Annotated in this window: 24 protein-coding genes; 10 read left to right on the forward strand and 14 right to left on the reverse strand. The window is 70.2% G+C overall.

Going from position 1 to position 24,001, the window contains the following annotated elements:
- Positions 1-80: 80 nt before the first annotated feature.
- The 3 genes from AC1DVI_RS28650 to AC1DVI_RS28660 form a co-directional block, all read right to left on the reverse strand.
- Entirely contained in the window at positions 81-1,277 is a 1,197-nt protein-coding gene (locus AC1DVI_RS28650) for a sensor histidine kinase (protein WP_476960859.1), read from the reverse strand.
- Between the two features lie 24 nt (positions 1,278-1,301).
- Complete coding sequence (locus AC1DVI_RS28655) at positions 1,302-2,414, reverse strand: cobalamin B12-binding domain-containing protein (protein WP_476960860.1); 1,113 nt, start codon at positions 2,412-2,414, stop codon at positions 1,302-1,304.
- 144 nt (positions 2,415-2,558) lie between these two features.
- Positions 2,559-2,993 carry a response regulator gene (locus tag AC1DVI_RS28660; protein ID WP_149166882.1) on the reverse strand — a complete coding sequence of 145 codons (435 nt, stop codon included), beginning with the start codon at positions 2,991-2,993 and terminating at the stop codon, positions 2,559-2,561.
- 306 nt (positions 2,994-3,299) lie between these two features.
- Between AC1DVI_RS28660 and AC1DVI_RS28665 the strand changes: the two genes are divergently transcribed.
- On the forward strand, positions 3,300-3,914 hold the full coding sequence (locus tag AC1DVI_RS28665; protein WP_476960861.1) for a hydrolase: 615 nt from the start codon (positions 3,300-3,302) through the stop codon (positions 3,912-3,914).
- Between the two features lie 231 nt (positions 3,915-4,145).
- Positions 4,146-5,273, forward strand: a complete 1,128-nt coding sequence (gene hpnH / locus AC1DVI_RS28670) for an adenosyl-hopene transferase HpnH (RefSeq protein WP_476960862.1) — start codon at positions 4,146-4,148, stop codon at positions 5,271-5,273.
- Here hpnH and AC1DVI_RS28675 read toward each other — a convergent pair.
- From AC1DVI_RS28675 to shc, 3 genes are read right to left on the reverse strand one after another with little or no spacing between them, the layout of a single operon-like run.
- Positions 5,214-5,918 (reverse strand): phosphorylase family protein, encoded by a 705-nt coding sequence (locus AC1DVI_RS28675; RefSeq protein ID WP_476960863.1) that lies wholly within the window; start codon positions 5,916-5,918, stop codon positions 5,214-5,216. The genes hpnH and AC1DVI_RS28675 overlap by 60 nt on opposite strands.
- A gap of 9 nt (positions 5,919-5,927) precedes the next feature.
- Positions 5,928-6,314 carry a DUF2141 domain-containing protein gene (locus AC1DVI_RS28680; RefSeq protein ID WP_476960864.1) on the reverse strand — a complete coding sequence of 129 codons (387 nt, stop codon included), beginning with the start codon at positions 6,312-6,314 and terminating at the stop codon, positions 5,928-5,930.
- 2 nt (positions 6,315-6,316) lie between these two features.
- Complete coding sequence (gene shc, locus AC1DVI_RS28685) at positions 6,317-8,233, reverse strand: squalene--hopene cyclase (protein WP_476960865.1); 1,917 nt, start codon at positions 8,231-8,233, stop codon at positions 6,317-6,319.
- 186 nt (positions 8,234-8,419) lie between these two features.
- On the opposite strand from shc, the gene AC1DVI_RS28690 reads away from it, so the two are divergent.
- Positions 8,420-11,107 (forward strand): MMPL family transporter, encoded by a 2,688-nt coding sequence (locus tag AC1DVI_RS28690; RefSeq protein WP_476960866.1) that lies wholly within the window; start codon positions 8,420-8,422, stop codon positions 11,105-11,107.
- On the opposite strand, the gene AC1DVI_RS28695 is transcribed toward AC1DVI_RS28690, so the two are convergent.
- Positions 11,019-12,035 carry an SMP-30/gluconolactonase/LRE family protein gene (locus AC1DVI_RS28695; RefSeq protein ID WP_476960867.1) on the reverse strand — a complete coding sequence of 339 codons (1,017 nt, stop codon included), beginning with the start codon at positions 12,033-12,035 and terminating at the stop codon, positions 11,019-11,021. The two genes, AC1DVI_RS28690 and AC1DVI_RS28695, sit on opposite strands and share 89 nt — an antisense overlap.
- A gap of 95 nt (positions 12,036-12,130) precedes the next feature.
- The gene (locus AC1DVI_RS28700) at positions 12,131-13,258 is read right to left on the reverse strand and encodes a sulfotransferase family protein (protein WP_476960868.1); all 1,128 of its coding nucleotides are present in this window, start codon (positions 13,256-13,258) and stop codon (positions 12,131-12,133) included.
- Between the two features lie 168 nt (positions 13,259-13,426).
- Between AC1DVI_RS28700 and AC1DVI_RS28705 the strand changes: the two genes are divergently transcribed.
- Positions 13,427-14,047 carry an ABC transporter substrate-binding protein gene (locus tag AC1DVI_RS28705; RefSeq protein WP_149166890.1) on the forward strand — a complete coding sequence of 207 codons (621 nt, stop codon included), beginning with the start codon at positions 13,427-13,429 and terminating at the stop codon, positions 14,045-14,047.
- A gap of 4 nt (positions 14,048-14,051) precedes the next feature.
- Complete coding sequence (locus tag AC1DVI_RS28710) at positions 14,052-15,029, forward strand: NAD-dependent epimerase/dehydratase family protein (RefSeq protein WP_476960869.1); 978 nt, start codon at positions 14,052-14,054, stop codon at positions 15,027-15,029.
- On the opposite strand, the gene cueR is transcribed toward AC1DVI_RS28710, so the two are convergent.
- The 3 genes from cueR to AC1DVI_RS28725 all read right to left on the reverse strand — a co-directional run bounded on the left by cueR (position 14,981) and on the right by AC1DVI_RS28725 (position 18,338).
- Positions 14,981-15,493, reverse strand: coding sequence for a Cu(I)-responsive transcriptional regulator (gene cueR, locus AC1DVI_RS28715; RefSeq protein ID WP_476960870.1), 513 nt, complete (start codon positions 15,491-15,493; stop codon positions 14,981-14,983). The genes AC1DVI_RS28710 and cueR overlap by 49 nt on opposite strands.
- Complete coding sequence (locus AC1DVI_RS28720) at positions 15,490-17,898, reverse strand: heavy metal translocating P-type ATPase (RefSeq protein WP_476960871.1); 2,409 nt, start codon at positions 17,896-17,898, stop codon at positions 15,490-15,492. The genes cueR and AC1DVI_RS28720 overlap by 4 nt, the downstream gene beginning before the upstream one ends.
- A 233-nt stretch (positions 17,899-18,131) precedes the next feature.
- Positions 18,132-18,338, reverse strand: a complete 207-nt coding sequence (locus AC1DVI_RS28725) for a heavy-metal-associated domain-containing protein (RefSeq protein WP_476960872.1) — start codon at positions 18,336-18,338, stop codon at positions 18,132-18,134.
- A 138-nt stretch (positions 18,339-18,476) separates the two neighbouring features.
- Between AC1DVI_RS28725 and AC1DVI_RS28730 the strand changes: the two genes are divergently transcribed.
- The 3 genes from AC1DVI_RS28730 (at position 18,477) to AC1DVI_RS28740 (ending at position 20,378) form a co-directional block, all read left to right on the forward strand.
- Positions 18,477-19,316, forward strand: coding sequence for a TIGR02587 family membrane protein (locus AC1DVI_RS28730; RefSeq protein WP_476960873.1), 840 nt, complete (start codon positions 18,477-18,479; stop codon positions 19,314-19,316).
- 14 nt (positions 19,317-19,330) lie between these two features.
- On the forward strand, positions 19,331-19,756 hold the full coding sequence (locus AC1DVI_RS28735; protein WP_476960874.1) for a hypothetical protein: 426 nt from the start codon (positions 19,331-19,333) through the stop codon (positions 19,754-19,756).
- 61 nt (positions 19,757-19,817) lie between these two features.
- A complete protein-coding gene (locus tag AC1DVI_RS28740; protein ID WP_040134496.1) occupies positions 19,818-20,378 on the forward strand; it encodes a hypothetical protein in 561 nt (186 codons plus the stop codon).
- 228 nt (positions 20,379-20,606) lie between these two features.
- On the opposite strand, the gene AC1DVI_RS28745 is transcribed toward AC1DVI_RS28740, so the two are convergent.
- Positions 20,607-21,305, reverse strand: coding sequence for a pirin family protein (locus AC1DVI_RS28745; RefSeq protein ID WP_476960875.1), 699 nt, complete (start codon positions 21,303-21,305; stop codon positions 20,607-20,609).
- Between the two features lie 169 nt (positions 21,306-21,474).
- Here AC1DVI_RS28745 and AC1DVI_RS28750 point away from each other — a divergent pair, with 169 nt between their 5' ends.
- Positions 21,475-22,107: a trimeric intracellular cation channel family protein gene (locus AC1DVI_RS28750; protein WP_476960876.1), complete on the forward strand. Its 633-nt coding sequence runs from the start codon at positions 21,475-21,477 to the stop codon at positions 22,105-22,107.
- 43 nt (positions 22,108-22,150) lie between these two features.
- Entirely contained in the window at positions 22,151-22,429 is a 279-nt protein-coding gene (locus AC1DVI_RS28755) for a GNAT family N-acetyltransferase (protein ID WP_149166899.1), read from the forward strand.
- 6 nt (positions 22,430-22,435) lie between these two features.
- On the opposite strand, the gene AC1DVI_RS28760 is transcribed toward AC1DVI_RS28755, so the two are convergent.
- Together AC1DVI_RS28760 and AC1DVI_RS28765 are read right to left on the reverse strand one after the other, a co-directional pair.
- The gene (locus AC1DVI_RS28760; protein WP_145629512.1) at positions 22,436-23,140 is read right to left on the reverse strand and encodes an ABC transporter ATP-binding protein; all 705 of its coding nucleotides are present in this window, start codon (positions 23,138-23,140) and stop codon (positions 22,436-22,438) included.
- 103 nt (positions 23,141-23,243) lie between these two features.
- Positions 23,244-23,987 (reverse strand): sulfite exporter TauE/SafE family protein, encoded by a 744-nt coding sequence (locus tag AC1DVI_RS28765; protein WP_476960877.1) that lies wholly within the window; start codon positions 23,985-23,987, stop codon positions 23,244-23,246.
- Between the last annotated feature and the right edge of the window lie 14 nt (positions 23,988-24,001).

Genomic DNA, 24,001 nt, shown 5'->3' on the forward strand with positions numbered 1-24,001 from the left:
TTCGCGTCGCAACATCGTAGGGGGTCCTTTTACAGCATCGCCGGTCGGTGCGCCACCCCATCCGTGGAATGTGCCGTTTCTCAAGGGGATGATGCCACCAATGGCAACTCCACGGTGAAGGTCGAGCCGCGCCCCGGCGCCGAATCGGCGGTGATGCGGCCGCCATGCCCCTCCGCGATGGACCGGCAGATGTGCAGGCCGAGGCCGACCGTCCCTTCCCCTTCCGTGCCCAGCCGGCCGGTGCGGGTGAAGGGCTGGAACAGCTGCGCCAGCTCGGCCGGAGGAATGCCCCGCCCGTCGTCGGACACGCGGATGCGCGCCCAGCCGCCGCCTTCGCTCGGGGCCTCGCCCAGGGCGACGCCGACCCGTCCGCCACGGTCGGAGTATTTGATGGCGTTCGACAGAAGGTTGTTGAGAAGCTGATCCAGCTTGGCCGGGTCGATGTCGGCCAAGGGCAGCGGGTGTTCGGGCACGGACAGCTCGATGGTGATGGACTTGCCCTCGGCCAACACGCGGTTCATCGAGACGTTCCGACTCACCAGCGCCGCCAGATCGGATGGTCGCCGCGCCAGCCGCAGCCGCCCCGCCTGAAGCGCCGCCAGGGACAGCGCATCCTCCACCATGTGGCGCATGGACAGGCTGGTTTCCCGGATGCGCTCCAGGCAGGCGCGCTCCGTCGGATCCAACCGCCCGTCCAACCGCTGCTCCAACAACTCCGCGAAGCCGGCGACGACCTGGAGCGGCGTGCGCAGATCGTGGGCCAGCATGCCCATCAGCCGGTTCTTCTGCTCGTTGCTGGCGGCCAGCTCGGCGTTGGCCTTGGCGAGCGCCCGCTGGGCGTTGGCGAGGTCGTTGTTGAGAAGGGTCATCTCGTCGAACAGCGCGTCCGCGCTGGGAAGCTCCGGCTTCGCAACCGCCGACCCGAGGGGGGCGAACCGCCGGGCCAGCCGCGGATTGAGCGCGTCCAGCGCGTCCATCAGGGCCGGGAGCCCGCCGGGAGCCGGCGCCACGGCCAACACCATGCCCTCCGCGTCGCTGAGCCCGCTGACATGGAGCACCCCGCCGGGGTCGAGTCGGCTGGGCACGGGATGGTCGAGCGTCCGGCCCGACTTCCGCAGGCCGCTGAACAGATCCAGCGCGCCCGCCACCGCGTCCGGGCCGAACAGGGCCGGAAAGGGCGTGCCGGGCTTTCCCGTCAATCCCGGCAGTCCGGCGCCCAACCGGTGCAAGGCGCGCAGCCGCCCGTCGTGGTCGCAGGTCAGGACCAGCCCGTCCATGTCCCCTCCTTCACGCCATGCTCATCAGGCAACACCGGCGGCGCGGTCCGGGGCTGCGGGACCGATCAGCCGCTCCGCGATGGCGACGGCCTCCTGCGCGCCGGGGGCGAAGGCATCGGCGCCGACCGTCCGCCACAATTCCGGGACGAGGTTGAAGGGATAGCCGCCGACCAGCACCTGCGGCGGCCGCTCCCATGGCGCGGCGCGCACCGCGGCGATGAGGGCGGCGACCCGCCCGACATGGGCGGTGATGGTGGCCGATACCGCCAGAATCTGGGCGTTCCGCTCCCGCAGCGCGTGGATGATGCTGGTCGCAGGCGTGTTGGCGCCGAGATAATGGCTGTCCCAGCCGGCCATCTCGAAGAAGTCGGCGACCATGCGGATGCCGATTTCGTGCTGCTCCCCGCTGACGCAGGTGGCGACCATGGACAAGCCGCGCCGCTCGGCGGCGAAGATCGTCGGGTAGAGTTGGCCCATGATCGCCTGGGTGGCGGCAGTGGCGAAATGCTCGTGCGCCACGGTGATCGCCCGGCTCTGCCACAGCCGCCCGATCTCGCGCAGGGCCGGTTGGAACACATGCAGGTAGAGGTCGGGCACCGTCGCCCCGATGGTCGTGGCCTCCGTCACCAGCGCCGCCGCCCGGCGCCGGTCACCAGCCAGCAGCGCGTCCATATAGGTGCGCGCGAGCACGCCGAGCGGCGCGTCCGACCGGACGAAAGGCGGCGCCTCCCGCGGCAGGCCGGGCAGCACCGACAGACCCTCCCCCACGCAGGCGTGCATGCGCGTCGCCGTGGCGGGATCGACCCGGGCGGCCACCACGTCGCGGAGGATCTCCAGGCTTTCACCCAGTTCCTCGTCCGGAATGCCGATTCCGGCGAAGAGGATCTTGACCCAGGCCACATACTCGCGGAACAGCGCCGGGCTGTCGCTCGCCACTGCCTCCGCCAGATACAGAAGGTGGAAGCCGACATCCTCGACGCAGCGCTCCCGGCCGGCCTCGCCGTAGCGGGCATAGAGCGCCGGCCAGCGCTCGAACTGGATGGCGACGACGGCGCGCGCCAACTCCTCGCGGCGGTCCACGATGGGATTCGAGGCGATCCGCAGCGGAGCTGGGATGGGCCGGACGGTCCCCGGCATGGCACGGCGTCTCCGCTCAGAGGGGTCTTCGGAAGGAAGGTGTCCCCTCCCATCCGTTCCCGCAACGCCTGACTGCGCCAAATAATTACTGCGCCGAATAACTCGGTTTCCGACCGGCCACTCGTTATGATTGGGAAAGTTCTCTCAGCGGCCTTTCTGAAGGACGAAGGTCAGCCTCTTCACGAGGTCGGCCTTCGACACCGGCTTCACCAGATAGCCGGAGATGCCGTAGGCGATGGCCCGCTTGACGGTGTCCGCCTCGCGGTGGGCGGTCAGCACGATCACCGGAAGGTCGGCCAGCGGATTGCCCGTGGCCGTCCGCAGGGCGTGCAGCAGATCCAGCCCGCTCATCCGCGGCATTTCCAGGTCGCAGATGGCGAGGTCCACCTTTTCCGGGTGATCGCGCAGGATGGCCAGCGCCGACACGCCATCCGACGCTTCCCACACTTGGCGGACCTTCAAATCCTGCAGCAGGCGGCTCATCAGCCGGCGGGTGAAGTCGTCGTCTTCGATCAGGAGGACGCGCAGATCATTGATGCTGCGGTTCAGCACCCCATCCTTCGCAGGTTCGTTCAGCATCGGCGCGGCCATCCTTATCCGTGTCGTTGCATTGGAAAAATGCAGGCATACGTTACATCCCCGTCGGCGACCGGAAAAGTCTGTAAATGATGCAAAATTTGTAATTTCTGCAACCTTGGGGACGGATGCGCAGCGGACCGCTGCGGTCAATGCCGGCCCTCCACCGGGGTGCGTTGTCCGCACCGTCCGCGATCTGCTAAACCCCTTCCGGCCAACGATCAGGCCAATGGGTGGGGTCGACGGCTGGGGCAAGCCCTTGGAAGCGGCCCCGCACCCGGCCCGCGGTTTTGGAACAGTCATCAAACCATGCAACTCGATCTTCTCAAAAGGCCGGACGGACGCACCGCCATCCTGATGCCGTCCGGCTTCGTCCTTGATCTGCTGACGCCGGACGCCACAGATATGCCCATCGAGGACATCGCCCAATGCCTGTCCTCCCAGCCGCGCTGGGGCGGCGCCGCCCGGCCCTGGTATTCGGTCGCCGAGCATTCGGTGATGGTGTCGCGTCTGGTGCCGCCGCCCCTGGCCTACTCGGCGCTGATGCACGACTGCGAGGAGTTCCTCGGCGACTGGCCGTCGCCGGTCAAGGTGATGCTGGACCGCGACTACGTCAAACAGCGGCTTCATCCGGTCAAGGACGCGCTCCGCCGCTGGTTCGGCTTCGATGACGAGGCGCCAGCCATCAAGCAGGCCGACCTCGTCTGCATGGCGACGGAACTGCGCGACCTCCTGCCGCCCGCCTGGCTGGATTGGGGGCATCTGCCGGCTCCCCACCCGGACAGGATCGTCCCGGTCGGCCCGGACCGGGCCTACGCGCTCTTTCTGGAGCGGTACGAGGAGTTGAAGCACCTTGCCCAGTCGCAAGCCAAAAGTCAGAAGGCCAAAGCCACGCGGAGCAGACGCAAGCCTCCGCAGCCTTGACCGCCAAGCCGAATTCCCGCACCGAAAGGGCGTACGTGCCCCCTGTACGTCCCCCAAACCATCGCTGCCCGCCGGACCACGGCAAGTATCATACAGTAACCTACCTGCCGTGCGTCCCCGGACGCTCCAAACTGGAGCGCACCACAATTCCAGGGATAAGCGCATGACGGGGATTCACCGGACGGCGATCCATCACGGTTCGGGCCATCACGGTTCGGGAAGGGCATAACCATGGCCGTTCCCGCGATCCAGGCGGCGCTGGTCGGCGCCTATGTGCTGCGCCAGCGGCTCAAGGGCAACCGGCGCTTCCCGCTGGTGCTGATGATGGAGCCGCTGTTCCGCTGCAACCTCGCCTGCGCCGGCTGCGGCAAGATCGACTATCCCGACCCGATCCTGCGCCGTCGCCTGTCGGTGGAGGAAGCCCTGGAGGCGGTGGACGAATGCGGCGCCCCGGTGGTTTCCATCGCCGGGGGCGAGCCGCTGCTGCACCCCGAGATCCACACCATCGCCGCCGGCATCGTGGCGCGGCGCAAGTTCGTCTATCTCTGCACCAACGCCCTGCTGATGGAGAAGCGACTCGATCGCTTCACCCCCAGCCCCTTCTTCACTTGGTCGGTCCATCTCGACGGCGGGCGAGAGGAGCATGACAAGGCGGTCTGCCAGCCGGGCGTCTACGACCGCGCCGTCGCGGCGATCCGCGCCGCCAAGGCGCGCGGCTTCCGCGTCAACATCAACTGCACCCTTTTCGACGGGGCGGAGCCGGAGAAGGTCGCCGCCTTCTTCGACGAGGCGATGGCCGCCGGCATCGACGCCGTCACCGTGTCGCCCGGCTACGCCTATGAACGCGCGCCGGACCAGGAGCATTTCCTGAACCGCCGCAAGACCAAGGAGCTGTTCCGCGACGTCTTCGCGCGGGGGCGCGGCCGCAACTGGCGCTTCTCGCAATCGTCCCTGTTCCTGGACTTCCTGGCTGGCAACCGCAGCTACCGCTGCTCGCCATGGGGCAACCCGACGCGCAACGTCTTCGGTTGGCAGCGCCCCTGCTACCTGCTGGGCGAGGGCTACGCCCCGACCTTCAAGGCGCTGATGGAGGAAACGGACTGGGACGCCTACGGCACCGGTAATTACGAGAAATGCGCCGATTGCATGGTCCACAGCGGCTATGAGCCGACCGCGGTGGAGGACACGCTGCGCAATCCCCTGTCGGCGCTGGCGGTCAGCCTGCGCGGGCCGCGCACGGAGGGACCAATGGCGCCGGAGATCCCGCTGGACCGTCAGCGCCCGGCGGAGGAGGTCTTCTCACGCCACGTCGCGGACACGCTCCGCCGGATCGAGGCCGAACGGACCGCCGCCGAGTGAATTCGCCGGAATGGCTTGGGTGGCCCTGCGCAGTGATGCCAGGGCGCGGCCCAGGTCCCAGGCCAGCCGGCCCAGCGCGACGACGTCGCGGGGGTCGGCGATCAGCCGTGCCAGCACGGCGCCGGGGGTGATGCGCCCAGATCTATCCAGCCCGGCCAACGCCGCCGCGGGCAGTGCCCGCCACGCCGGGTCGGCGACCGCGCGCAGCACGGCGAAGGGCCGCCCCCAGGCTTGACAGGCCCGCGCGACGGCAAGGCTCTCCAGATCGACCGCCGCCGAGCCGGTCAGCGCACGCAGTCGCGCCTTGTCCCCGACCGTCGCCGCGGGCATGCGGGCGCCGGCCACCAACGCGGAGCGCGCCTGCGGCAAGGCGCCGTGCAGGCGATCCCACCAGGACTGGCAAACCTCGAAGACAGCGCCGTCCTCATCGACGACGGCTGTCGCCAGAACCAGTGAACCGGGCCTCAGGTCGGGCGCCAAGCCGCCCGCGATGCCGAAGCTGACGATCCCGCAAGCCCCGCTCTCCAGCAACCGATGCGCCGCCACCGCGGCGGCGGCGCCTCCCGTGGCACAGGCGACGGGCAGCCCGCTGCGCCGGGCCAAACGGGCTTCAAGCGCCATGCCGGTGAGGATCGCGGCGGCCATCACGCCTCCCTAAGGCGACATCCAGTAACGCAGCGTCAACGCCGTTTCCACGCCATCGTCCCCCACCGTCACCGCGGCGTCGCGGAAGTTCGGCGGCGCCAGGGACACCGGGGCGTCATTGCCGAAGCCGAAGCCCTCCCACGGCAAGCCGAGAAGGTTGCGGTCCAACTGCCCGTTGCCGTTCTCGTCGTGGTAGACGCGCAACGCGTAGATCCCCGGCGGCACGTCGGGCACGGCGACGCGCACCGAACCCTCCGCCGCCGGGGCGGTGACCCGGAAGGCGCAACGCCCCGCCGGATAGGCCGCCTCCTCGCAGACGGCGAGGACGATCTGCCCGTCGCCGTTGCGCACGCCCTGAACGGTCACGGTCAGCGCCGCAGCCAAGACCGCCGCCACCCTCACACTCTCAAGGCCCGGTAGCGGGCCAACGCCCACAGCGGGAAGCTCGCCGCGTAGCCATGGTACTTGAGATAGAAGACGCGCGGGAAGCCCACGGCGGTGAAGGGTTCCTCGCTCCACAGCCCCTCGGCGTCGCGGGCCGACAGCAGATACTCGACGCCGCGGTCGACCGCCGGGTGGTTGCCCTTGCCGGCGGCCATCAGCCCGAGCAGCGCCCAGGCGGTCTGCGAGGCGGTGGAGACCGCCCCCTCGCCGCGCGGGTTGCCGGCCCAATAGCTGGCCCCGTCCTCGCCCCAGCCGCCGTCCGCGCGCTGGTGCGCCAGCAGCCACTGGGCGGCGCGCTGCACCGCCGGTGCGGCGTGCGGCACCCCGGCGGCGTTCAGCGCCTCCAGCGCCGACCAGGTGCCGTAGACGTAGTTGGTGCCCCAGCGCCCGAACCAGGCGCCGTCGCTCTCCTGCTCGTGCTCCAGGAACGTCAGGCCGCGGCGGGTCGGCACGGTGTCGCGCCCCTCGCCCAGCCGGGCCAGCATCATGACGCAGCGGGCCGTCACGTCGGCGGTCGGCGGGTCGAGCAAGGCACCGTGGTCGGCGAAGGGGATATGGTTGAGGAAATCGTGCTGGTTCTCGGCGTCGAAAGCGCCCCAGCCGCCGTTGCGGCTCTGCATGCCGACGATCCAGTCCCGCGCGCGGCGGATCGGTTCGCCATAGCGCTCGGTGTCCAGCCGTTGCAGGGCCATCACCACCATGGCGGTGTCGTCGGTGTCGGGGTAATGGGCGTTGTTGTACTGAAAGGCCCAGCCGCCCGAGGCGAGCCCCGGCCGCTGCCACGCCCAATCGCCCTCGACGTCGAGGATCTGGCGGTCGATCAACCAGTCCGCCCCGCGCCGCGCCGCGGCGCGGGCCCGCGGACTTCCGGTCTCCAGCAGGGCGTTGCAGATGATCGCGGTGTCCCAGACCGGCGACAGGCAGGGCTGGCAATAGACCCGCCCCGGCTGGCGCACCACCAGCCCGCGCAGCGCGCGCCGCGCCGTCGCCGCGTCGGGATGGTCGGGCGGCATGCCCAGGCAGTGGAACATCAGCACGGCGTTGACCATCGCCGGGAAGATGGCGCCCAGCCCGTCCTCCCCGTTCAACCGCTCCGTCACGAAGCGCACGGCGCGGTCGATGGCCGTCTGGCGCCCGTTGGCGGGCAGGCGCGGCTCCACCGCGTGCAGCGCCGCGTCGAGCGCCCGGAACAGCGTGGCCCAGCCGCCGCGGCTGTTGTTGCTGTGCCAGTTGCGCACCTCTTCCGGCGGCTCGGTGAACAGCTCCGCGATGCCGATGCCGCGCGGGTTGCGGGCGCGCAGCCGGTGCGCCATGACGACCAGCAGCGGCACCACCACGGTCCGCGACCAGTAGGAGATGCGGGAGATGTGGAAGGGCGACCAGGGCGGCAGGTTCATCACCTCCACCGGCATCGCCGGCACCGCCCGCCAGGGAATTTGCCCGAACTGGGCCAGCAGGATGCGGGTGAAGACGTTGCAGCGCGCCGCCCCGCCGCGCGCCAGGATCGCCTCGCGGGCGCGGCGCATGTGCGGCGCGTCGGGGCTGTCGCCGGCGGCCTTCAGCGCGAAATAGGCCTTCACGCTGCAGCTGATGTCCATGGCGCCGCCGAAGAACAGCGGCCAGCCGCCGTCCTTGCCTTGCCGCCCGCGGATGAAGGCCGCAAGGCCGGCTTCCAGCTCCGGATCGATCTCGTCCAGGATGTGGTGCAGCAGCAGATATTCGGACGGGATGGTGGCGTCGGCCTCCAGTTCGAACACCCAATGGCCGTCGGCCTGCTGGCGGCGGATCAGGGCGTCCGTGGCCTCGGCCACGGCGTCGCTCACGGCCTTGGCCACGGCCTTGGCCGACGGCTCGGCCCGTTGGACCCGCAAGGTTGTGCTTGCGTTGTGGTCTTGCATCGGCGCTCCCGCTTTGCCCCGGTGTTCCCCATGGTGGAGGTATCAGGGTAATGAGGTGCCGCGCTTCGCTCCCTAGTTGGAAGTAACATACAGTAGCGTACGTTGGGTGCCCAAGGTTGTCCTGGCAGACTGCGTACACTTCCAAGGGAGACGTACAGCGTGAGAGAACAGCAAGGCGTCCTGGACCGGATGGCGGACCTCGGCCGCGCCATGATCGGGGGCCTGGGCGCCCTGTCCTGCCGAAGGCCGCGGGTGACGCTGGCGGTCGGGGTGCTGTTGTCCGTCCTGGCCGGCTGGTATTCCGCCGAAAACCTGACGATGAGCACCAGCACGTCGGACATGATCGCGCCGGACACCGCTTTCCGCCAGCACACGGAAGAGTACCGGCAGGCTTTCCCCTTCGCCGACGACCAGATCGTCGTGGTGGTGGACAGCCCGTCCCCCGACCAGTCGGACACCGCCGCCGTACGTCTGGCGGAGCGCCTGTCCACCCGCAGCGACGTGCTGTCGGCGGTGGAGGTGCCCTCCGCCGATCCGTACTTCCGCCGTTACGGCCTGCTCTTTCTCAACACGGAAAAATTGCAGGATCTCGCCACCCGGCTGGCCGGCGCGCAGGCGGCGCTGGGCGCGCTGAACGCCGCGCCGAACCTTCAGGGGCTGGCCGATCTGCTGGACCTGATCCTCACCCACGCGGACGAGGGCGCGCCGGCCACCCCCGCCGAATTGCTGAACCGGCTGGCGGTCAGCACCGCGACGGTGGCGGACGGGCATCCGGTGCCGCTGTCCTGGACCGGGCTGGTGCAGGCCGCGGAGGAGGAGGACCGGGCGGCCAACCGCCGCTTCGTCCTGGCCCGGCCCATCCTGGACAACAGCTCCTTCGGGCGCGGGCGCCCCGCCGTGACCGCGGTGCACGAGGCCATCGATGCGGTGATGGCGGAGCCGGTCGGCCAGGGGGTCGAAATGCGGGTCACCGGCGCCGTGCCGCTGCGCCAGACGGAGCTGGACACCGTCGCCAACAGCGCCGGCCTCGCCACCATCCTGTCCTTCATCCTGGTTTCGGCGGTGCTGATCGCCGGGATGCGGTCGGGGCGGCTGATCGCCTGCATCATGGTGGTCCTGCTGCTCGGCCTGACGCTGAGCGCGGGAGCGGCGGCGTTGACCGTGGGGCGGCTGAACCTGATTTCCGTCACCTGCGCGGTGATGTTCTTCGGGCTGGGCGACGATTACGGCGGGCATCTCGGCCTGCGCTACCAGGAGGAGCTTCGCCGCGGCCTGCCGCCGCTGGCCGCCGCCATCGAGGCGGTGCGGGCGGTCGGGCCGGCGCTGGTGCTCAGCACCCTGTGCGCCATCATCGGCTTCCTGTCCTTCGTTCCGACCGCCTATCTGGGGCTGGCGGAGTTCGGCATCATCTCCGCCGTCGGCATGGTGGTGGCCCTGCTCATCAGCCTGACCCTTCTGCCCGCCCTGATCGTCCTGCTGCGTCCCGGACCCGGCGTCCCCGCGCCGGAGCGCGAGGACCGCGGCTTCGCCGGCTGGGTCACCCGTCACCACCGTGCCATCCTCGCCCTGGCCGGGGCCAGCGCCGTCCTGTCCATGGCGGCGCTGCCCCTGGTGCGGCTGGACGTCAACCCGCTGAACCTGCAGGACGAGCGGACGGAGGCCGTCGCCACCTACCGCGATCTGGCCGTCACCCCGCGCACCTCTCCCTATTCCGTCAACGTCCTGACACCGGACCTCGCGGCGGCGCAGGCGCTGGCCGACCGGCTGCGCCCCCTGCCGGAATCGGGCGGCGTGCGCACCTTCGCCAGCTTCATCCCCAAGGACCAGGAGGCCAAGCTGCCGATCCTGGCGGACATGTCGCTGCTGCTCGGCCCCAGCCTCACCGCGCCAGCCACCTCGGCCGCGCTGGACCAGGGCGGGCTGGAGCGCGCCTTCGCCACGCTGAAGACGATTCTGGAGGGTTATCGGACGGACAAGCGCGACGGACCGCCCGAGTTGCGCGCCGCCGTGCAGCGCTTCAGCGACGCGCTGGCCCGCATCCAGCCGGGGCAGCTCGCCACGCTCGACGCCGCGCTGACCGGGGGCGTGCCGCCGCTGCTCGACCGGCTGCGCGAGGGCATGGCGGTGGAGCAGCCGGTCACCGCCGACGACGTCCCGGACAGCTTGAAGGCCCGCTGGATCGCCGCGGACGGGCGCGCCCGCGTCGAGGTGCTGCCCACCCACGACATTTCCGACAGCCGCGAAATGGCCGATTTCGCCGACGCGGTGCTGGCCGTGGCGCCCAACGCCACCGGCGCCCCGGTCACGGTGACGGAGGCGGCCCGCATCGTCGGCTCCTCCTTCCTGGAGGCGACGGCGTTGACGCTGGTGCTGATGGTGCTGTTGCTGGTCGCCGTTCAGCGCTCGGTGACCGGGATGGTGCTGATCCTGGCGCCGCTGGTCCTGGCCGCCCTGTGGACGATGGCGACCGCCGGGCTGCTCGACATCCCCTTCAACTTCGCCAACGTGATCGTCATCCCGCTGCTGTTCGCGCTCGGCGTGTCGAGCAGCATCCACATGGTCTCGCGCGGGCAGGATCTGGTGCGGAAAGGGGCGTCGGACAGCGCCTTTGGCATCGAGCTTCTGGTGACCAGCACGCCGCGCGCCGTCCTGGTCAGCACGCTGACCACCAGCACCGCCTTCGCCACGCTGGCGCTGTCCAGCCACCGCGGGCTGTCCAGCATGGGGGTCCTTCTCGCGGTGTCGATCACCTACACGGTCATCTCGTCGCTGGTGGTTCTGCCGGCGCTGATGATCCTGTGGCACCGCTGGCGGCTTCGTCGCAGACCAGCAGTCCCGGCGCGGTGACCGACCCGACGACCAGCCGTCCGTTCCAGGACAGGGCGACCGTGGCGGCGGGGAAGCGCCGACCGTCCTCGTCCAGGAGGATCTCCGTCCCGGCAGGACCGACCGCCGCGACGCGGGTCGGTGCCGCCGCCCCGCCCGGCCAGCCGTAACGGTGCAGCGCCAGCCGGACCGGCGAGGGATGCAGGGCCACCAGCAGGCGGCCGTCCGGGGCCATCGTCAGGTTGTCCGGCCCACCGGGCACGGCGATGCGCCGCGGCGGGGCCTGCGGGTCGGACAGGCGGTAGACGAGCAGCGCCTCCTCCCGCGTGGCGGCGACGGTCAGCCGGTCATGGCTCGGGGCGGGAAACATGCCGTTGGCGAAGCCGATCCCGTCGATCAGGACGCGGACGTCGTTGTTTTCCACCAGACCGACAAAGCCGTGGCGCCCGCCGAGGACGTTGTCCTGGATCACGGCACCCCAGCCGCAACCGCCGTGGCTGCTCGTGAACAGGAAGCGGTCACCGTCCAGGAAAGCGACGTCGTTGGCCCGACAGAGCAATGGACCGGCGGTGGTGCCTTGGTGGGTCAGGGTGGCGCCGTCCAGGCGGTAGCGGTCGACCGTGGCCGACCCGTCCTCGTGACGGCCGATGGCGAGCAGGGAGCGCGCGCCGTCCGGCTCCGCGCGCAGGTCGATGCCCGCCGGGCGCAGGTCGGTGGCGAGGGGGATGGCGGCGGCGGTCGGTGCGTCGAGGGATTGCAGATCCAGCAGGTAGAGCCCGCCCGCGGTTCCAGCCCGGCGGTCGTAAGCGGACAGCACCGCCTGACCGCGCGGGGCGTCGAGCGCCATGTCCTCGATGCCGGAGACGGGAGTGCCGTTGGCGGTGACGGACACGGTGCGGCAGGTGGAGTGGGCGGGGTGGGTGAGGAGAGTGATGAGAAGCAAGGTCATTGCCCCCACCCTCCCCACTTCGTGGGTCCCCTCCCTCCCCCGCKGGGCGGGGGAGGGGCAAGGTGGGGGCAAGACTTCGCGACGCCAAACACCCCTCACGCCACACCGGCCCCCCAGCGCGCGACGAAGGGCGCCCATTCGCGGTCCACCCGCTCCCGCCCCTCGTCCGACAGGCGGTAGCGGTTCTTCGCGTAATCGCTCACCGCCCCCAGATACGCCTCGAACTTCGGCCGCGCCGCCGCGTAACCCGGCAACTCCAGCGTTTGGTACAGCCGCTCCACCTCCTCCAGCGGCGCGCGCTCAAAGCGCTCGAACGGCACCTCGGCGAAGCGGTTCGCCGGCAGGTCCGCCGTGTCGTCGAGCAGCGCCTGCATGATGCGTGGATAGTGGTCCAGCACCACCCGTTCCACGTCGATGTGTCCGTGCGGCTGGAGCGACAGCCGCGCCAGCAACGTCCGGTAGAAGCCCACCGTGGACACGAACACCGCCCGAGGGTCGCGGTGGATGTGGATGAAGCGCGCGTCAGGCCAGATCTCCCGCATCATGGCGACCCGCGCGCTGTAGACCGGGTTCTTCAGCAGGATGCAGCGCCCGCCCTGGGAGATCGACACCTTCTCCAGGAAATACAGGAAGCGGCGCTTCCAGGCCTCCCGCTCCGCCGCCGTGCAACCGTCGAAATACAGGCCACGCCGCAGGTTCTCGTCGAAGCGTTCCGGAAAATAGAGGCCATGGTAGAAGGAGATCGGCGACATGTTCGCCAGCGCGATCTCGTCCTCCTGCGGGCTGTCGGCCTTGACCGGCACGTTGTCGATGTAGCGCCGCTCCGGCAGGGCATGGGCCAGCAGCGGCCGCAGGACCGAACCCAGCCCGAGCATGTCCCAGGGCAGGCCGACCGCGAAGGGGTCGATGATGCCGAATTGCGGGTCGCGGCTCAGCACGTTGTAGAGATGGGTGGTGCCGCTGCGCCAATGGCCGAGGATGAAAACCGGCGGCGGCAGTCCGGCGGTCTTCCGGCGCCGCGCCGCCACCCACCCGGCCTCCGCCAACGAGAAGGGGGCGCGCCCGAGGGCTGAGCCCAACGCCGCCAGCGCCGTCGGCCAGCCGCGCCCCCGCGGCCCGCCGTTGCGCGCCAGCACGGTCAGCAGGGTGATGGCGTCGCAGCCATACAGCGGATGGTCCGGGATCGGTGCCCAGCCGCTTGCCCTTTTCGCCGGTCCACCCATCCGGACACCTCCCTTCGACAGCATCACGCGAGAGGATAGACCGGGCCGGACGCTGTTACATCCCACACGGACGGTTGAATCCGCCTGCCCCGAACGGGCAGATTTCCACGACCAATGCAGGAGCATGGGAACGCCGCGATGATTGGTTCTTTCTCACGCCGGACATGGATGCGCGCCGCGCTCGCGCTGGCCGTCCTGGCGGCCGGCCTGCTGCCGGTTCCCGCCGTGGCCCAGCAAGCCGGCACCACGCCGGGCGCCCGCGCCACGGTGGCCCGGCTGAACGAGGCCATCCTGTCCCTGATGCAAGGGGCGGCGGGACGGGAGCCGGCACGGGCGCGGCTTCAGCGCTTCCTGCCGGTGATGCTGGACACGTTCGATCTGGAGGCCGCTCTGCGGGTCGCCGCCGCCCCCTATTTCGACCAGTCCGCCGAGCCGGAGAAGCGGCAGGCGCTGGACGCCTTCGCCCGGCGCAGCGCCGCCCAGTATGTCGACCGTTTCGACAGCTACGACGGCCAGCGGCTCGACATCGTCGGCGAGCGGCCGGCCCCGCGCGGGATGCTGCTGGTCGACACCGATCTGGTGCGCGCGGGCAAGGCGCCGGTGCGGCTGAGCTACCTGCTGCGTCCGGAAGGCGACCGCTGGCGCATCCTCGACGTGCTGGCGAAGGGCACGGTCAGCCAGCTCGCCACCCAGCGCTCGGAGTTCCAGAGCACGCTGCGCGGCGGCGGGCTGGCCGCCCTGACCCGCGACCTGAACAGCAACGCCGACCGCATCCTCGGCGGGGCGTAAGCGCATGGGCATCACCCTCGTCACCGGGGGCAGCGGCTTCATCGGCGGGCATCTGGTGGCCGCGCTGGCGGCGCGGGGCGAGCGGGTGCGCATCCTCGACCTTCAGGACCCGCCGGACGGCCTGCCGCCGGGCGTGGAGTTCCGGCAAGGCTCCATCCTCGACGCGGCGGCGGTGGCTCGCGCGCTGGACGGGGTGGCGCGGGTCCATCACCTCGCCGCCGTCGCTACGCTGTGGGACCGTGACCCGACCGTCTTCAACCGGGTGAATCGGCAGGGCACGCGGGTTGTTCTTGACGCGGCGGCGCGGGCGCCGGGATTGCGGCGCTTCGTGCATTGCTCGACCGAGGCCGTGATGATCGGCCACCCGCCGCCACGCCGTCTGCCCCAACGGCTGGATGAGAGCGCCGATCCAGGGCTGGAGGCTCTGGCCGGTCCCTATTGCCGGTCCAAGTATCTCGCGGAACAGGACGCGCTGGCCGCCGCCGCGCAAGGGCTGCCGGTGGTGGTGGTCAACCCCACGGCGCCCATCGGCCCCGGCGACCGGCTGCCCACCCCGCCGAATGCCATGCTGCGCCTGTTCCGGCGCGGCGGGCCGCGGCTGATCCTGGATTGCGTGCTGAACCTCGTGGACGTGCGCGACGTGGCGCAGGGGATGATCCTGGCGGCGGAGCGGGGGCGGTTGGGGGAGCGCTACATCCTGGGGGGAGAGGACATCGGGTTGGGCGATCTGGCGGGGCGGATCGACCGGCTGTGCGGCAGGGTGCCGCTTCGCCGCCATCTCGTGCCGCCGGCTTTGGCGCTGGCGGCCGCGCGGGTGGAGGAATGGCTGTCCGACCATGTGACCCGCCGCCCCCCCACCGCGTCGGTGACGGGCGTCCGGCTGGCGCTGGGCGGCGGCGGCTTCGACAGCGGCAAGGCGATGCGGGAGCTGGGCTACACGGTCAGGCCGCTGGAGGCGAGTTTGAGGGCGGCGCTGGGGTAGGCATTGCCCCCACCCTTCCCACGGCTCGCGCCGCGGGCCCCTTCCCTCCCCCGCTTCGCAGGAGAGGGAGCCTTATCCCCTCCCCTGCGAAGCGGCGGCCGCTCGTCGCCATGGCAGGCGTGCGCCAGATGCGTCAGCGTGTCGCTCATCGCGCGCAGCTCGGCGATTTTGGCCTCCAGCTCCGCCACATGGTCGAGCGCCACGCGCTTCACCTCGGCGCTGGAACGGCTGCGGTCCTGCCACAGCCCGACCAGGATCTGGATGCGCTCGATGCTGAAGCCCAGCGTCCGCGCCCGCTTGACGAAGCGCAGGATGTTGACGTCGCTGGACGAATAGACGCGGTAGCCCGACGCCGTCCGCCCGGCCTCGGGGATCAGGCCGATGGACTCGTAGTAGCGGATCAGCTTGGCGTTGACGCCGGACGCCTTCGCCGCGTCGCCGATGGTCATGCCGCCGGCGCTCATGGCTTCCACCCCCGCAGCGACAGCGCGTTCAGGACAACGCTGACCGAACTCAGCGCCATCGCCGCCCCGGCCAGCACCGGGCTGAGCAGGCCCGACGCCGCCAGCGGGATGCCCACCAGATTGTAGATGAAGGCCCAGAACAGCCCCTGGCGGATCTTGGAATAGGTGCGGCGCGACACGTCGATGGCGCCGGCGACCAGCGCCGGATCGCCGCGCATCAGCGTGACCCCGGCGGTGTGCATCGCCACGTCGGTGCCGGTCGCCATGGCGATGCCGACGTCGGCGGCGGCCAGCGCCGGGGCGTCGTTGATGCCGTCGCCGACCATGCCGACCACCTTGCCCTCCGCCCTCAGCGCCGCCACCACCTCGGCCTTGCCATCCGGAAGCACCTCGGCGAAGACGCGGTCGATGCCCAGGTCGGCGGCCACCGCGCGGGCGGCGCCGGCGCCGTCGCCGGTGACCATCACCGTCTCCACCCCCTGCGCCTTCAGGGAGCGGACGGCGGCGCGGGCGCTCTCCTTCACCGTGTCGCCGAAGGCAACGAGGCCCAGAACGCGGCGCTCCGGCGCCGTTTCGCCCAGCCACGACACGGTGCGCCCGGCGGACTCCAGCGCCGCCGCCCGCGACTCCAGGCCTGCGTCGGACAGGCCGCTTTCCGTGATCAGCCGCCTGCTGCCCAGCAGAAGGGCGCGGCCCTCCACCGTCGCCGACACGCCGCGCCCGGCCAGCGCCTTGAAGCCCTCCGGCGTCGCCGCCGCCACGCCCTGTTCCGCCGCACGGTCGCGAACGGCGCGAGCGAGCGGGTGCTCGCTGCCGGTCTGGAGCGCCGCGGCCAGCCGCAACAGCTCCCCCTCCTCGACGCCATCCGGGGGCACCAGATCGGTGACGCGGGGCTTGCCCTCGGTCAGCGTGCCGGTCTTGTCGAAGGCCACGGCGGTGATGGCGTGGGCGCGCTCCAGCGCCTCCGCGTCCTTGATCAGGATGCCGTGACGCGCCGCCACGCCGGTGCCGACCATGATGGCGGTCGGCGTGGCGAGGCCCAGCGCGCAGGGGCAGGCGATGACCAGCACCGACACCGCCGTGATGATCGCCGTCTCCGCGTTCCCCGTGCCGATCCACCAGCCGGCCAGCGTCACCGCAGCGATGCCCAGCACCACCGGCACGAAGACCGCCGCCACCGTGTCGACCAGCCGCTGGATCGGCGCCTTGGACGCCTGGGCGCCCTCGACCATGCGGACGATCTTGGCGAGCATCGTCTCGGCGCCCACCGCCACCGTCTCGACCAGCAGCAGCCCGTCCACGTTGATGGAGCCGCCGGTGACGCGGGAGCCCGGCGCCTTCTCCACCGGCAGGCTTTCGCCGGTCAGCATGGATTCGTCCACGCTGCCCATCCCCTCCGCCACGCGCCCATCCACGGGAATGCGCTCGCCGGGGCGGACCGCCACACGGTCGCCGACGCGCACCTGGGCGATGGGCAGGTCCACCTCGACGCCGTCGCGGCGGACGCGGGCGGTGTCGGGGCGAAGCTGCATCAGCGCGCGGATCGCCGCCGCCGTCCGGCCCTTGGCGCGGGCCTCCAGCCACTTGCCGAGCAGCACGAAGGTGATCAGCACCGCCGACGCTTCGAAATAGAGGTGCGGCGTGTGGCCCGGATGCGCCGTCAGCATCGTGTAGACGCTGAGCCCCCAGGCCGCCAAGGTGCCGAGCGCCACCAGCAGATCCATGTTGCCGGAGCCGGCGCGCGCCGCCATGAAACCGGCCCGGTAGAAGCGCCAGCCCAGCCAGAATTGCACCGGCGTCGCCAGCAGGAACTGCACCCAGGGCGTCAGCATCAGATTCAGCCCCAGCAGGTCCCCCGCCATGCCGAGAACCAGCGGCGCCGACAGGGCGGCGGCGATCAGCACATGGTGGAGGTCCCGCCGGTCGCGCTCCCGGGCCGGGTCCTCAGCCGCCGCTACGGACTCGGCCTCGGCGACGGGGGCGGCGGTGAAGCCGGTCATCTCAACCGCCTCGGCAAGCCGGCCGGCGTCCACCGTCCCGGCATAGGCGGTGACGTGCGCCCGCTCCGTCGCGAGGTTGACGGCGGCGGATTCCACCCCCGGCACGCGCAGCAGCGCCTTTTCGACGCGCGCGACACAGGAGGCGCAGGTCATTCCTCCAACCGTCAGGTCGAACACCTGCCTCTGCGGTTCGAAGCCGACATTTTCGATGGCCTCCGCCACCGCCCGTGGATCGGGATCGCCCGCGAAGGCGACCCGCGCCCGCTCGGTGGCGAGGTTGACCGACACGCTGGTGACGCCCGGCAGACGCGACAGCGCCTTTTCCACCCGCCCCACGCAGGAGGCGCAGGTCATGCCGGAAATGCCGATGTCGAGGTCGGTGGTGGTCAACACTGGCGTCCTCATGAGCCCTCTCCCCTCTGGGGAGAGGGTGGCCCGGAGGGCCGGTGAGGGGGTTGCGCATGGCGGAACATCCGGCACAAGCGCAACCCCCTCACCCTAACCCTCTCCCCAGAGGGGAGAGGGGATAGAGCCGACATCGACCGTACAGTGGCGGACATGATCGTCCTTTCTTCATCGTCAACCGGCATCCCCGATAAGGCTTCCAATGATTGGAAGGTCAAGGGCGCCGAGAACCGTTACGCGACCGGAAGCCCTTCGGCCTCGAAGCCGGCCTTGTCGAGGGCCGTCCGCAAGGCGTCGGCGCTGGGAGTCCCGCTGACGCGGACGTCCTTCGAGTCCAAGTCGATCTGCACATCCTCGACCCCGGCGACGGCGCCGAGCGCGCGGCGGACGGAGGTGGCACAACCGCCGCAGGTCATGCCGGGAACCTTGAACGCAACCATGACGAATTCCTTCCCAGAGGGTGGTGTTGCCGTCAGCTTCGGCCTTCCAACGATTGGAAGGTCAAGAGGAAATTCGCTGCCCCCATCACTGCCGTGGTACCGCCGGAACCAACCGCTCCGCTCGCGCATTCATGGGCCATGGACATCACCCGCCAGCGCAGCTTTCTCCATGACGAAGCTCAATTCGCCCGCGCTTTGGCCCGCGCGTCGGCGGGGGCGATCATCTTCGCCCTGCCCTTGCTGATGACCATGGAGATGTGGGAGTTGGGCTTCTACATGGACCGCTTCCGGCTGGCCCTGTTCATCCTGGTGACCCTGCCGGTGCTGTTCGGCCTGTCCTACTTCGCCGGGTTCGAGGAGACCTTCTGCTGGCAGGACGACCTGATCGACGCGCTGTCGGCCTTCGCGGTCGGCTTCCTGATGTCGGCGGTGCTGCTGACCGTCTTCGCCATCGTGCGCCTGGACCAGCCGTTGCCGGAGATCATCGGCAAGATCGCGCTCCAGTCCGTGCCGGCCAGCATCGGCGCCATGCTGGCGCGCAAGCAGCTCGGCCAGCAGGACGACAGCGACAAGGAGCGGCGCATCCGCTCCAGCTATCCGGGGGAACTGTTCCTGATGGGGGCGGGGGCGCTGTTCGTCGGCTTCAACGTCGCCCCGACCGAGGAGATGATCCTGATCTCCTACAAGATGTCGCCCTGGCACGCGGTGGCGCTGGCGGTGCTGTCGCTGGGGCTGCTGCACATCTTCGTCTACACGGTCGGCTTTGCCGGGCAGGAGAGCGCCGGGGACGACGGGTTCCTGTCCGTCTTCCTGCGCTTCTCGGTCGCCGGCTACGGCATCGCCCTGCTCATCAGCCTCTATCTGCTGTGGACCTTCGAGCGAATCGCCGGCCTGTCGATGATGGAGCTGGTGACCGCCACGGTGGTGCTGGGCTTCCCCAGCGCGCTGGGCGCCGCCACCGCCCGCCTGATCGTGTGACGGGAGGGACACCGATGGCCGACATCCGGGAAAACGACATCGAATCCAGGGACGAGGACGGCAGCGCGTCGGTGTCGCGGCTGGCCTGGATCTCGTCGGGGCTGGGGCTCTTGCTGTTCCTGGGCTCGGTGGGGGTGCTGGGCTACGAGGGCATCACCCGGGGCAGCGGCCCACCGGCGATCACCGCTGTCGTCGAGGAGGTGGTTCCCGCCGGCCCACGCTGGCTCGCCCACATCCGGCTCACCAACGACGGCGGCAAGACCGGTGCGAAGGTCCAGGTGGAGGGTCAGTTGATGGCAGGCGACGAGGCTTTGGAAACGTCCGTGGCCGAGTTCGACTATGTGCCCGCCGGCTCCGAACAGAAGGGCGGCCTGTTCTTCGACCGCGACCCGCGGGCACACGACCTGCGCCTGCGCGTGCTGGGCTACGTGGAGCCCTGAACCAAGCGCCCGCCGGCCTGTTGTCCTGAAACCAAGGACCAAGAGGGACACCGACCCCGCGATGACCCGCCTGACCATCGACGAGGCGCAGCAGCGCATCCGCCTTTTCCTGACCGGCGACATGGTGGAGGCGCTGCGCGCCGTGGACTATGAATCCCCGCCGCTGGCCGACCAACCGTCCGGCCTGACGCTGGAGGCCGCAAGGCGGGCCGCGGTGCGCTTCAGCCATGTCGAGGGGGCGTCCGACTGCCTGTACCGCGTGGACGCCTTCGACGAATCGCTGGTGATGCGCCTGCAACTGAACGTCCGCCGCTTCGTGGCGATCTATCAGGTGCCGGTCGCCGATCCGGTGGCCAGCGCCACCATCTCCCCGCATTTCGAGCGCTGGGCCATCGGCGCCGGCCACGCCGGCTGGACCATCGGCTGGCGCGACGGCGCCGACCCCTGGCAGCCCGACCGGCGCGTGGTGGAGACCTACTGCTACGCCATGCTGCCCGAGGACTTCCTCGACAACCCGCTGGAGCAGCTCTACTGGCGCACCGACCTCGTGCAGATGACCCGCGCCTTCATGCTGGAGGCCCGCCGCATGGGCATCCGCCTGGCTGTCCCGGAGGGGATGTGAAGATTCCCAAGATACCCTCTCCCGCCCCGGGAGAGGGAGGGACCCGCCGCGCGAGCGGCGGGAGGGTGAGGGTACCGCCGAGAATCAGTGCATCAATCCTCGCACGACCCTCACCCGGCTCGCGGCGGATGCCAATGGCATCCGCCTGTCGCCGTCAGCGCTGGCTTTCAGCCAGCGTGAGAGGCCCTCCGGGCCACCCTCTCCCGGGACGGGAGAGGGGTTCATGCCTCACGCCAGATCGAACAGCAGGACCTCGGCGCTGACCACGCCGTCCAGCGTCAGGGACTCCTCCTTGCTGATCGCGGCGCCGTCACCTTCCTTCAGGACCGTGCCGTTCAGCCGGATCTGACCGCGAGCGACCTGCACCCAGGCGTGGCGGCCCGGACGAAGTTCGTGGGTCACGCTGTCGCCCTCGTCCAGGAGCGTGGCGTAGAGGTCCACGTCCTGGTGGATGGTCACGCTGCCGTCGCGCCCGTCCCGGGAGCCGACGAGGCGCAGGCGCCCCTGCTTCTCCTCCCGCTCGAAGGCCTTCTGCTCATAGCCGGGGACCATCCCCTCCTCGTCGGGCAGAATCCAGATCTGCAGGAAGTGCGCCGGGTCCTTCTTGGAGGCGTTGTACTCGCTGTGCCGGATGCCCGACCCGGCGCTCATCCGCTGCACCTCGCCGGGACGGATGACCGAGCTGGTGCCCAGCGTGTCCTTGTGCTCCAGCGCGCCGTCCAGCACATAGGACACGATCTCCATGTCGGCGTGCCCGTGGGTGGGGAAGCCGGCACCGGGGATCACGCGGTCGTCGTTGATGACGCGCAGCGCGCGGAAGCCCATATGGGCCGGGTCGTAGTAGTGGCCGAACGAGAAGCTGTGCTTGCTGTTCAGCCAGCCCATGTTGACGGCGCCCCGTTCGTCGCGGTTGCGGATCGTGATCATCTCTGCTCCTCCTCGTCCTGTGCGAGGCCCTGTGGCCCCTCGTCTGGAGAGGAATGTGCGCCCGTTTCCGTGAAACAACAATTGCCGGAGTTGCGGCTTATCTGTTCCATGAGACGCAACAAACGGCTATGATGCCGGCTCCCCTCAACCAGCGTCGCCGACCGCCATCATGCCCGCCATCATACCCGATGTTTCGCCCCTCCTCCTCGCCATGGACCTGACCGGGATCTTCATCTTCGGGCTGACGGGAGGGACGCTGGCCGTGCGGCACCGTCTGGACATCTTCGGCGTGATGGTGCTGGCGCTGGTGACGGCGCTGGCCGGCGGCGTGCTGCGCGACCTGCTGATCGGGGCGATCCCGCCGGCCACCATGCAGGACGAGCGGTACCTGATCACGGCGCTTGCCTCGGGCCTGTTCGCCTTCTTCTTCCACCCCTTCATCAACCGGCTGGTCAAGCCGGTGATGGTGCTGGACGCGGCCGGTCTCGGCATCTTCGCGGTGGCCGGCTGCGGCAAGGCGCTGGCCTATGGGCTGGGTCCGCTGCCGGCGGTTCTGCTCGGCGTGCTGACCGCCTGCGGCGGCGGGCTGGTGCGCGACGTGCTGGTGGCCGAGGTGCCGCGCGTGCTGCGCGAGGAGATCTACGCGGTGGCCGCCCTGCTGGGTGCGGCGATCGTCATCGCCGGGGCCATGCTGGACCTGCCGAAGGCGCCGATCGCCATTGCCGGAGCGGCGGCGGCCTTCCTGCTGCGGGTGGTCAGCGTGCTGCGCGGTTGGAGCGCGCCGCGCGCCCCCGGTTCGTAATATTCGCGGTGAACAACCTCAGGCTTCGGCTGTTGAAACGCGCATGAGCACATCCGTGACCGACAACCCGGCCATGAGCCGATTCGAACTGGACGTGAACGGCCAGACGGTCTTCGCGACCTACCGCCGCCGCGGCTCCATCCTGCACATCCCCTATGTCGAGGCGCCGCCGTCCCTGCGCGGCACCGGGGCCGCCGGGCGACTGCTGGAGGGGGTGATGGCCATCGCCCGCGCCGAGGGGCTGACCATCGTCCCGATCTGCGGCTACGCCGCCAACTGGATGCACCGGCACCGCGAGCACCACGACCTGCTGGCGCGGTAGTTCGGATCACAGCCCCAGATAAGCCTGCTTCACCGCGGGGTCGGCCAGCAATTCCTCGCCTGTGCCGGCCAGCACGACGCGCCCGTTCTCCAGCACATAGGCGCGTTGTGCCAACTTCAGCGAGGCGGCGACGTTCTGCTCCACCAGGATGATCGTCATGCCCTCGGCGGCCAGCGCGCGGATGGTGCGGAACAGCTCCTGCACCATGGTCGGGGACAGGCCGAGCGACGGTTCGTCGAACATGATCAGGTCGGGCTTGCCCATCAGGCAGCGCCCGATGGCCAGCATCTGCTGCTCGCCGCCCGACAGCGTGCCGGCGGCCTGCTCCAGCCGCTCGTTCAGGCGGGGGAACAGGGTCAGCACGCGCTCGAACGTGTCCTTCGCCCCGGCGCGGGCGCGCGGGATGACGGCGCCCATCTCCAGATTCTCGCGGATGCTGAGCGTCGGGAAGATCTGCCGCCCCTCCGCCACCTGCCCGATGCCGAGGTCGCAGACGACATGGCTGGGCAGGCCGGCGATGTCCTTGCCGCGGAAGCGGATGATGCCGCGGGCCGGCTTCAGGATGCCGGAAATGGTGCGGATCAGCGAGGTCTTGCCCGCCCCGTTGGCGCCGACGATGGCGGTCGTCGTGCCCTCCGCCACCGCGATGGACACGCCGTCGAGCGCCTGGGCGTCGCCGTAGAAAAGGTCGAGGTCGGATACGGTCAGCATGGCGTCTTGCGTCGTGGCGGCCTGGGGAGAAGGGCCGCCACCTTAGCGCAGGCGCCGCCGGAACCGAACGGCTTTTGCTTGAGCCCGCCCTACTTCAGCCGCCTTACTTCAGGAAGAACAGGACGCTCATCGCCAAGCCCACGGCGATGATGCCCGCGCGCAGGATGCGCGAGGGGATCTTGCGCCCGACCCGCGCCCCGGCATAGCCGCCGGCCACCGCCGCCACGGTCATCAGCGCGGCGTAGGACCACTCCACCGCCCCGCCGACCGCGTAGGCGGCCACCGCGATGGCCGTCAGCACGGCGGAGAACAGGTTCTTCAGCGCGTTCATGGCGTTCAGGTTGGTCATCCCGAACAGGCTCAGCTGCGCCAGCAGCAGGATGCCGAGGCCGCCGTTGAAATAGCCGCCATAGACCGACACCACGAACAGCGTGGCGAGCATCGCCCCGGTCCCGTGCAACCCCACCGCCCGCAGCCGGGCCGCCAGCATGCCGCCGAAGGCGAACAGCGCGGTGGCGACCAGCAGCAGCCAGGGCACGATGCTGCGGAACACCGAATCCGGGGTCACCAGCAGCAACGCCGCCCCGATCAGCCCGCCGGTCAGGCTGACCACCGACAGCGTGACCAGCCCGACCCCACCGACCGGCTCCAGATCATGGCGATAGCCGTAGACGCCGCTGGCATAGCCGGGCAGCAGCGCCACCGTGCCGGTGGCGTTCGCCGCCACCGGTGGAACCCCGGCGTAGATCAGCGCGGGAAGCGTGAGGAAGCTGCCGCCGCCGGCGACCGCGTTCATCGCCCCGGCCAGGAAGGCCGCGGCGAGCAGAAGAAGGGATGTCGTCACCATCGTTCGGGTCGTTT

Source organism: Azospirillum sp. P4_B5 (genome assembly GCF_056402275.1).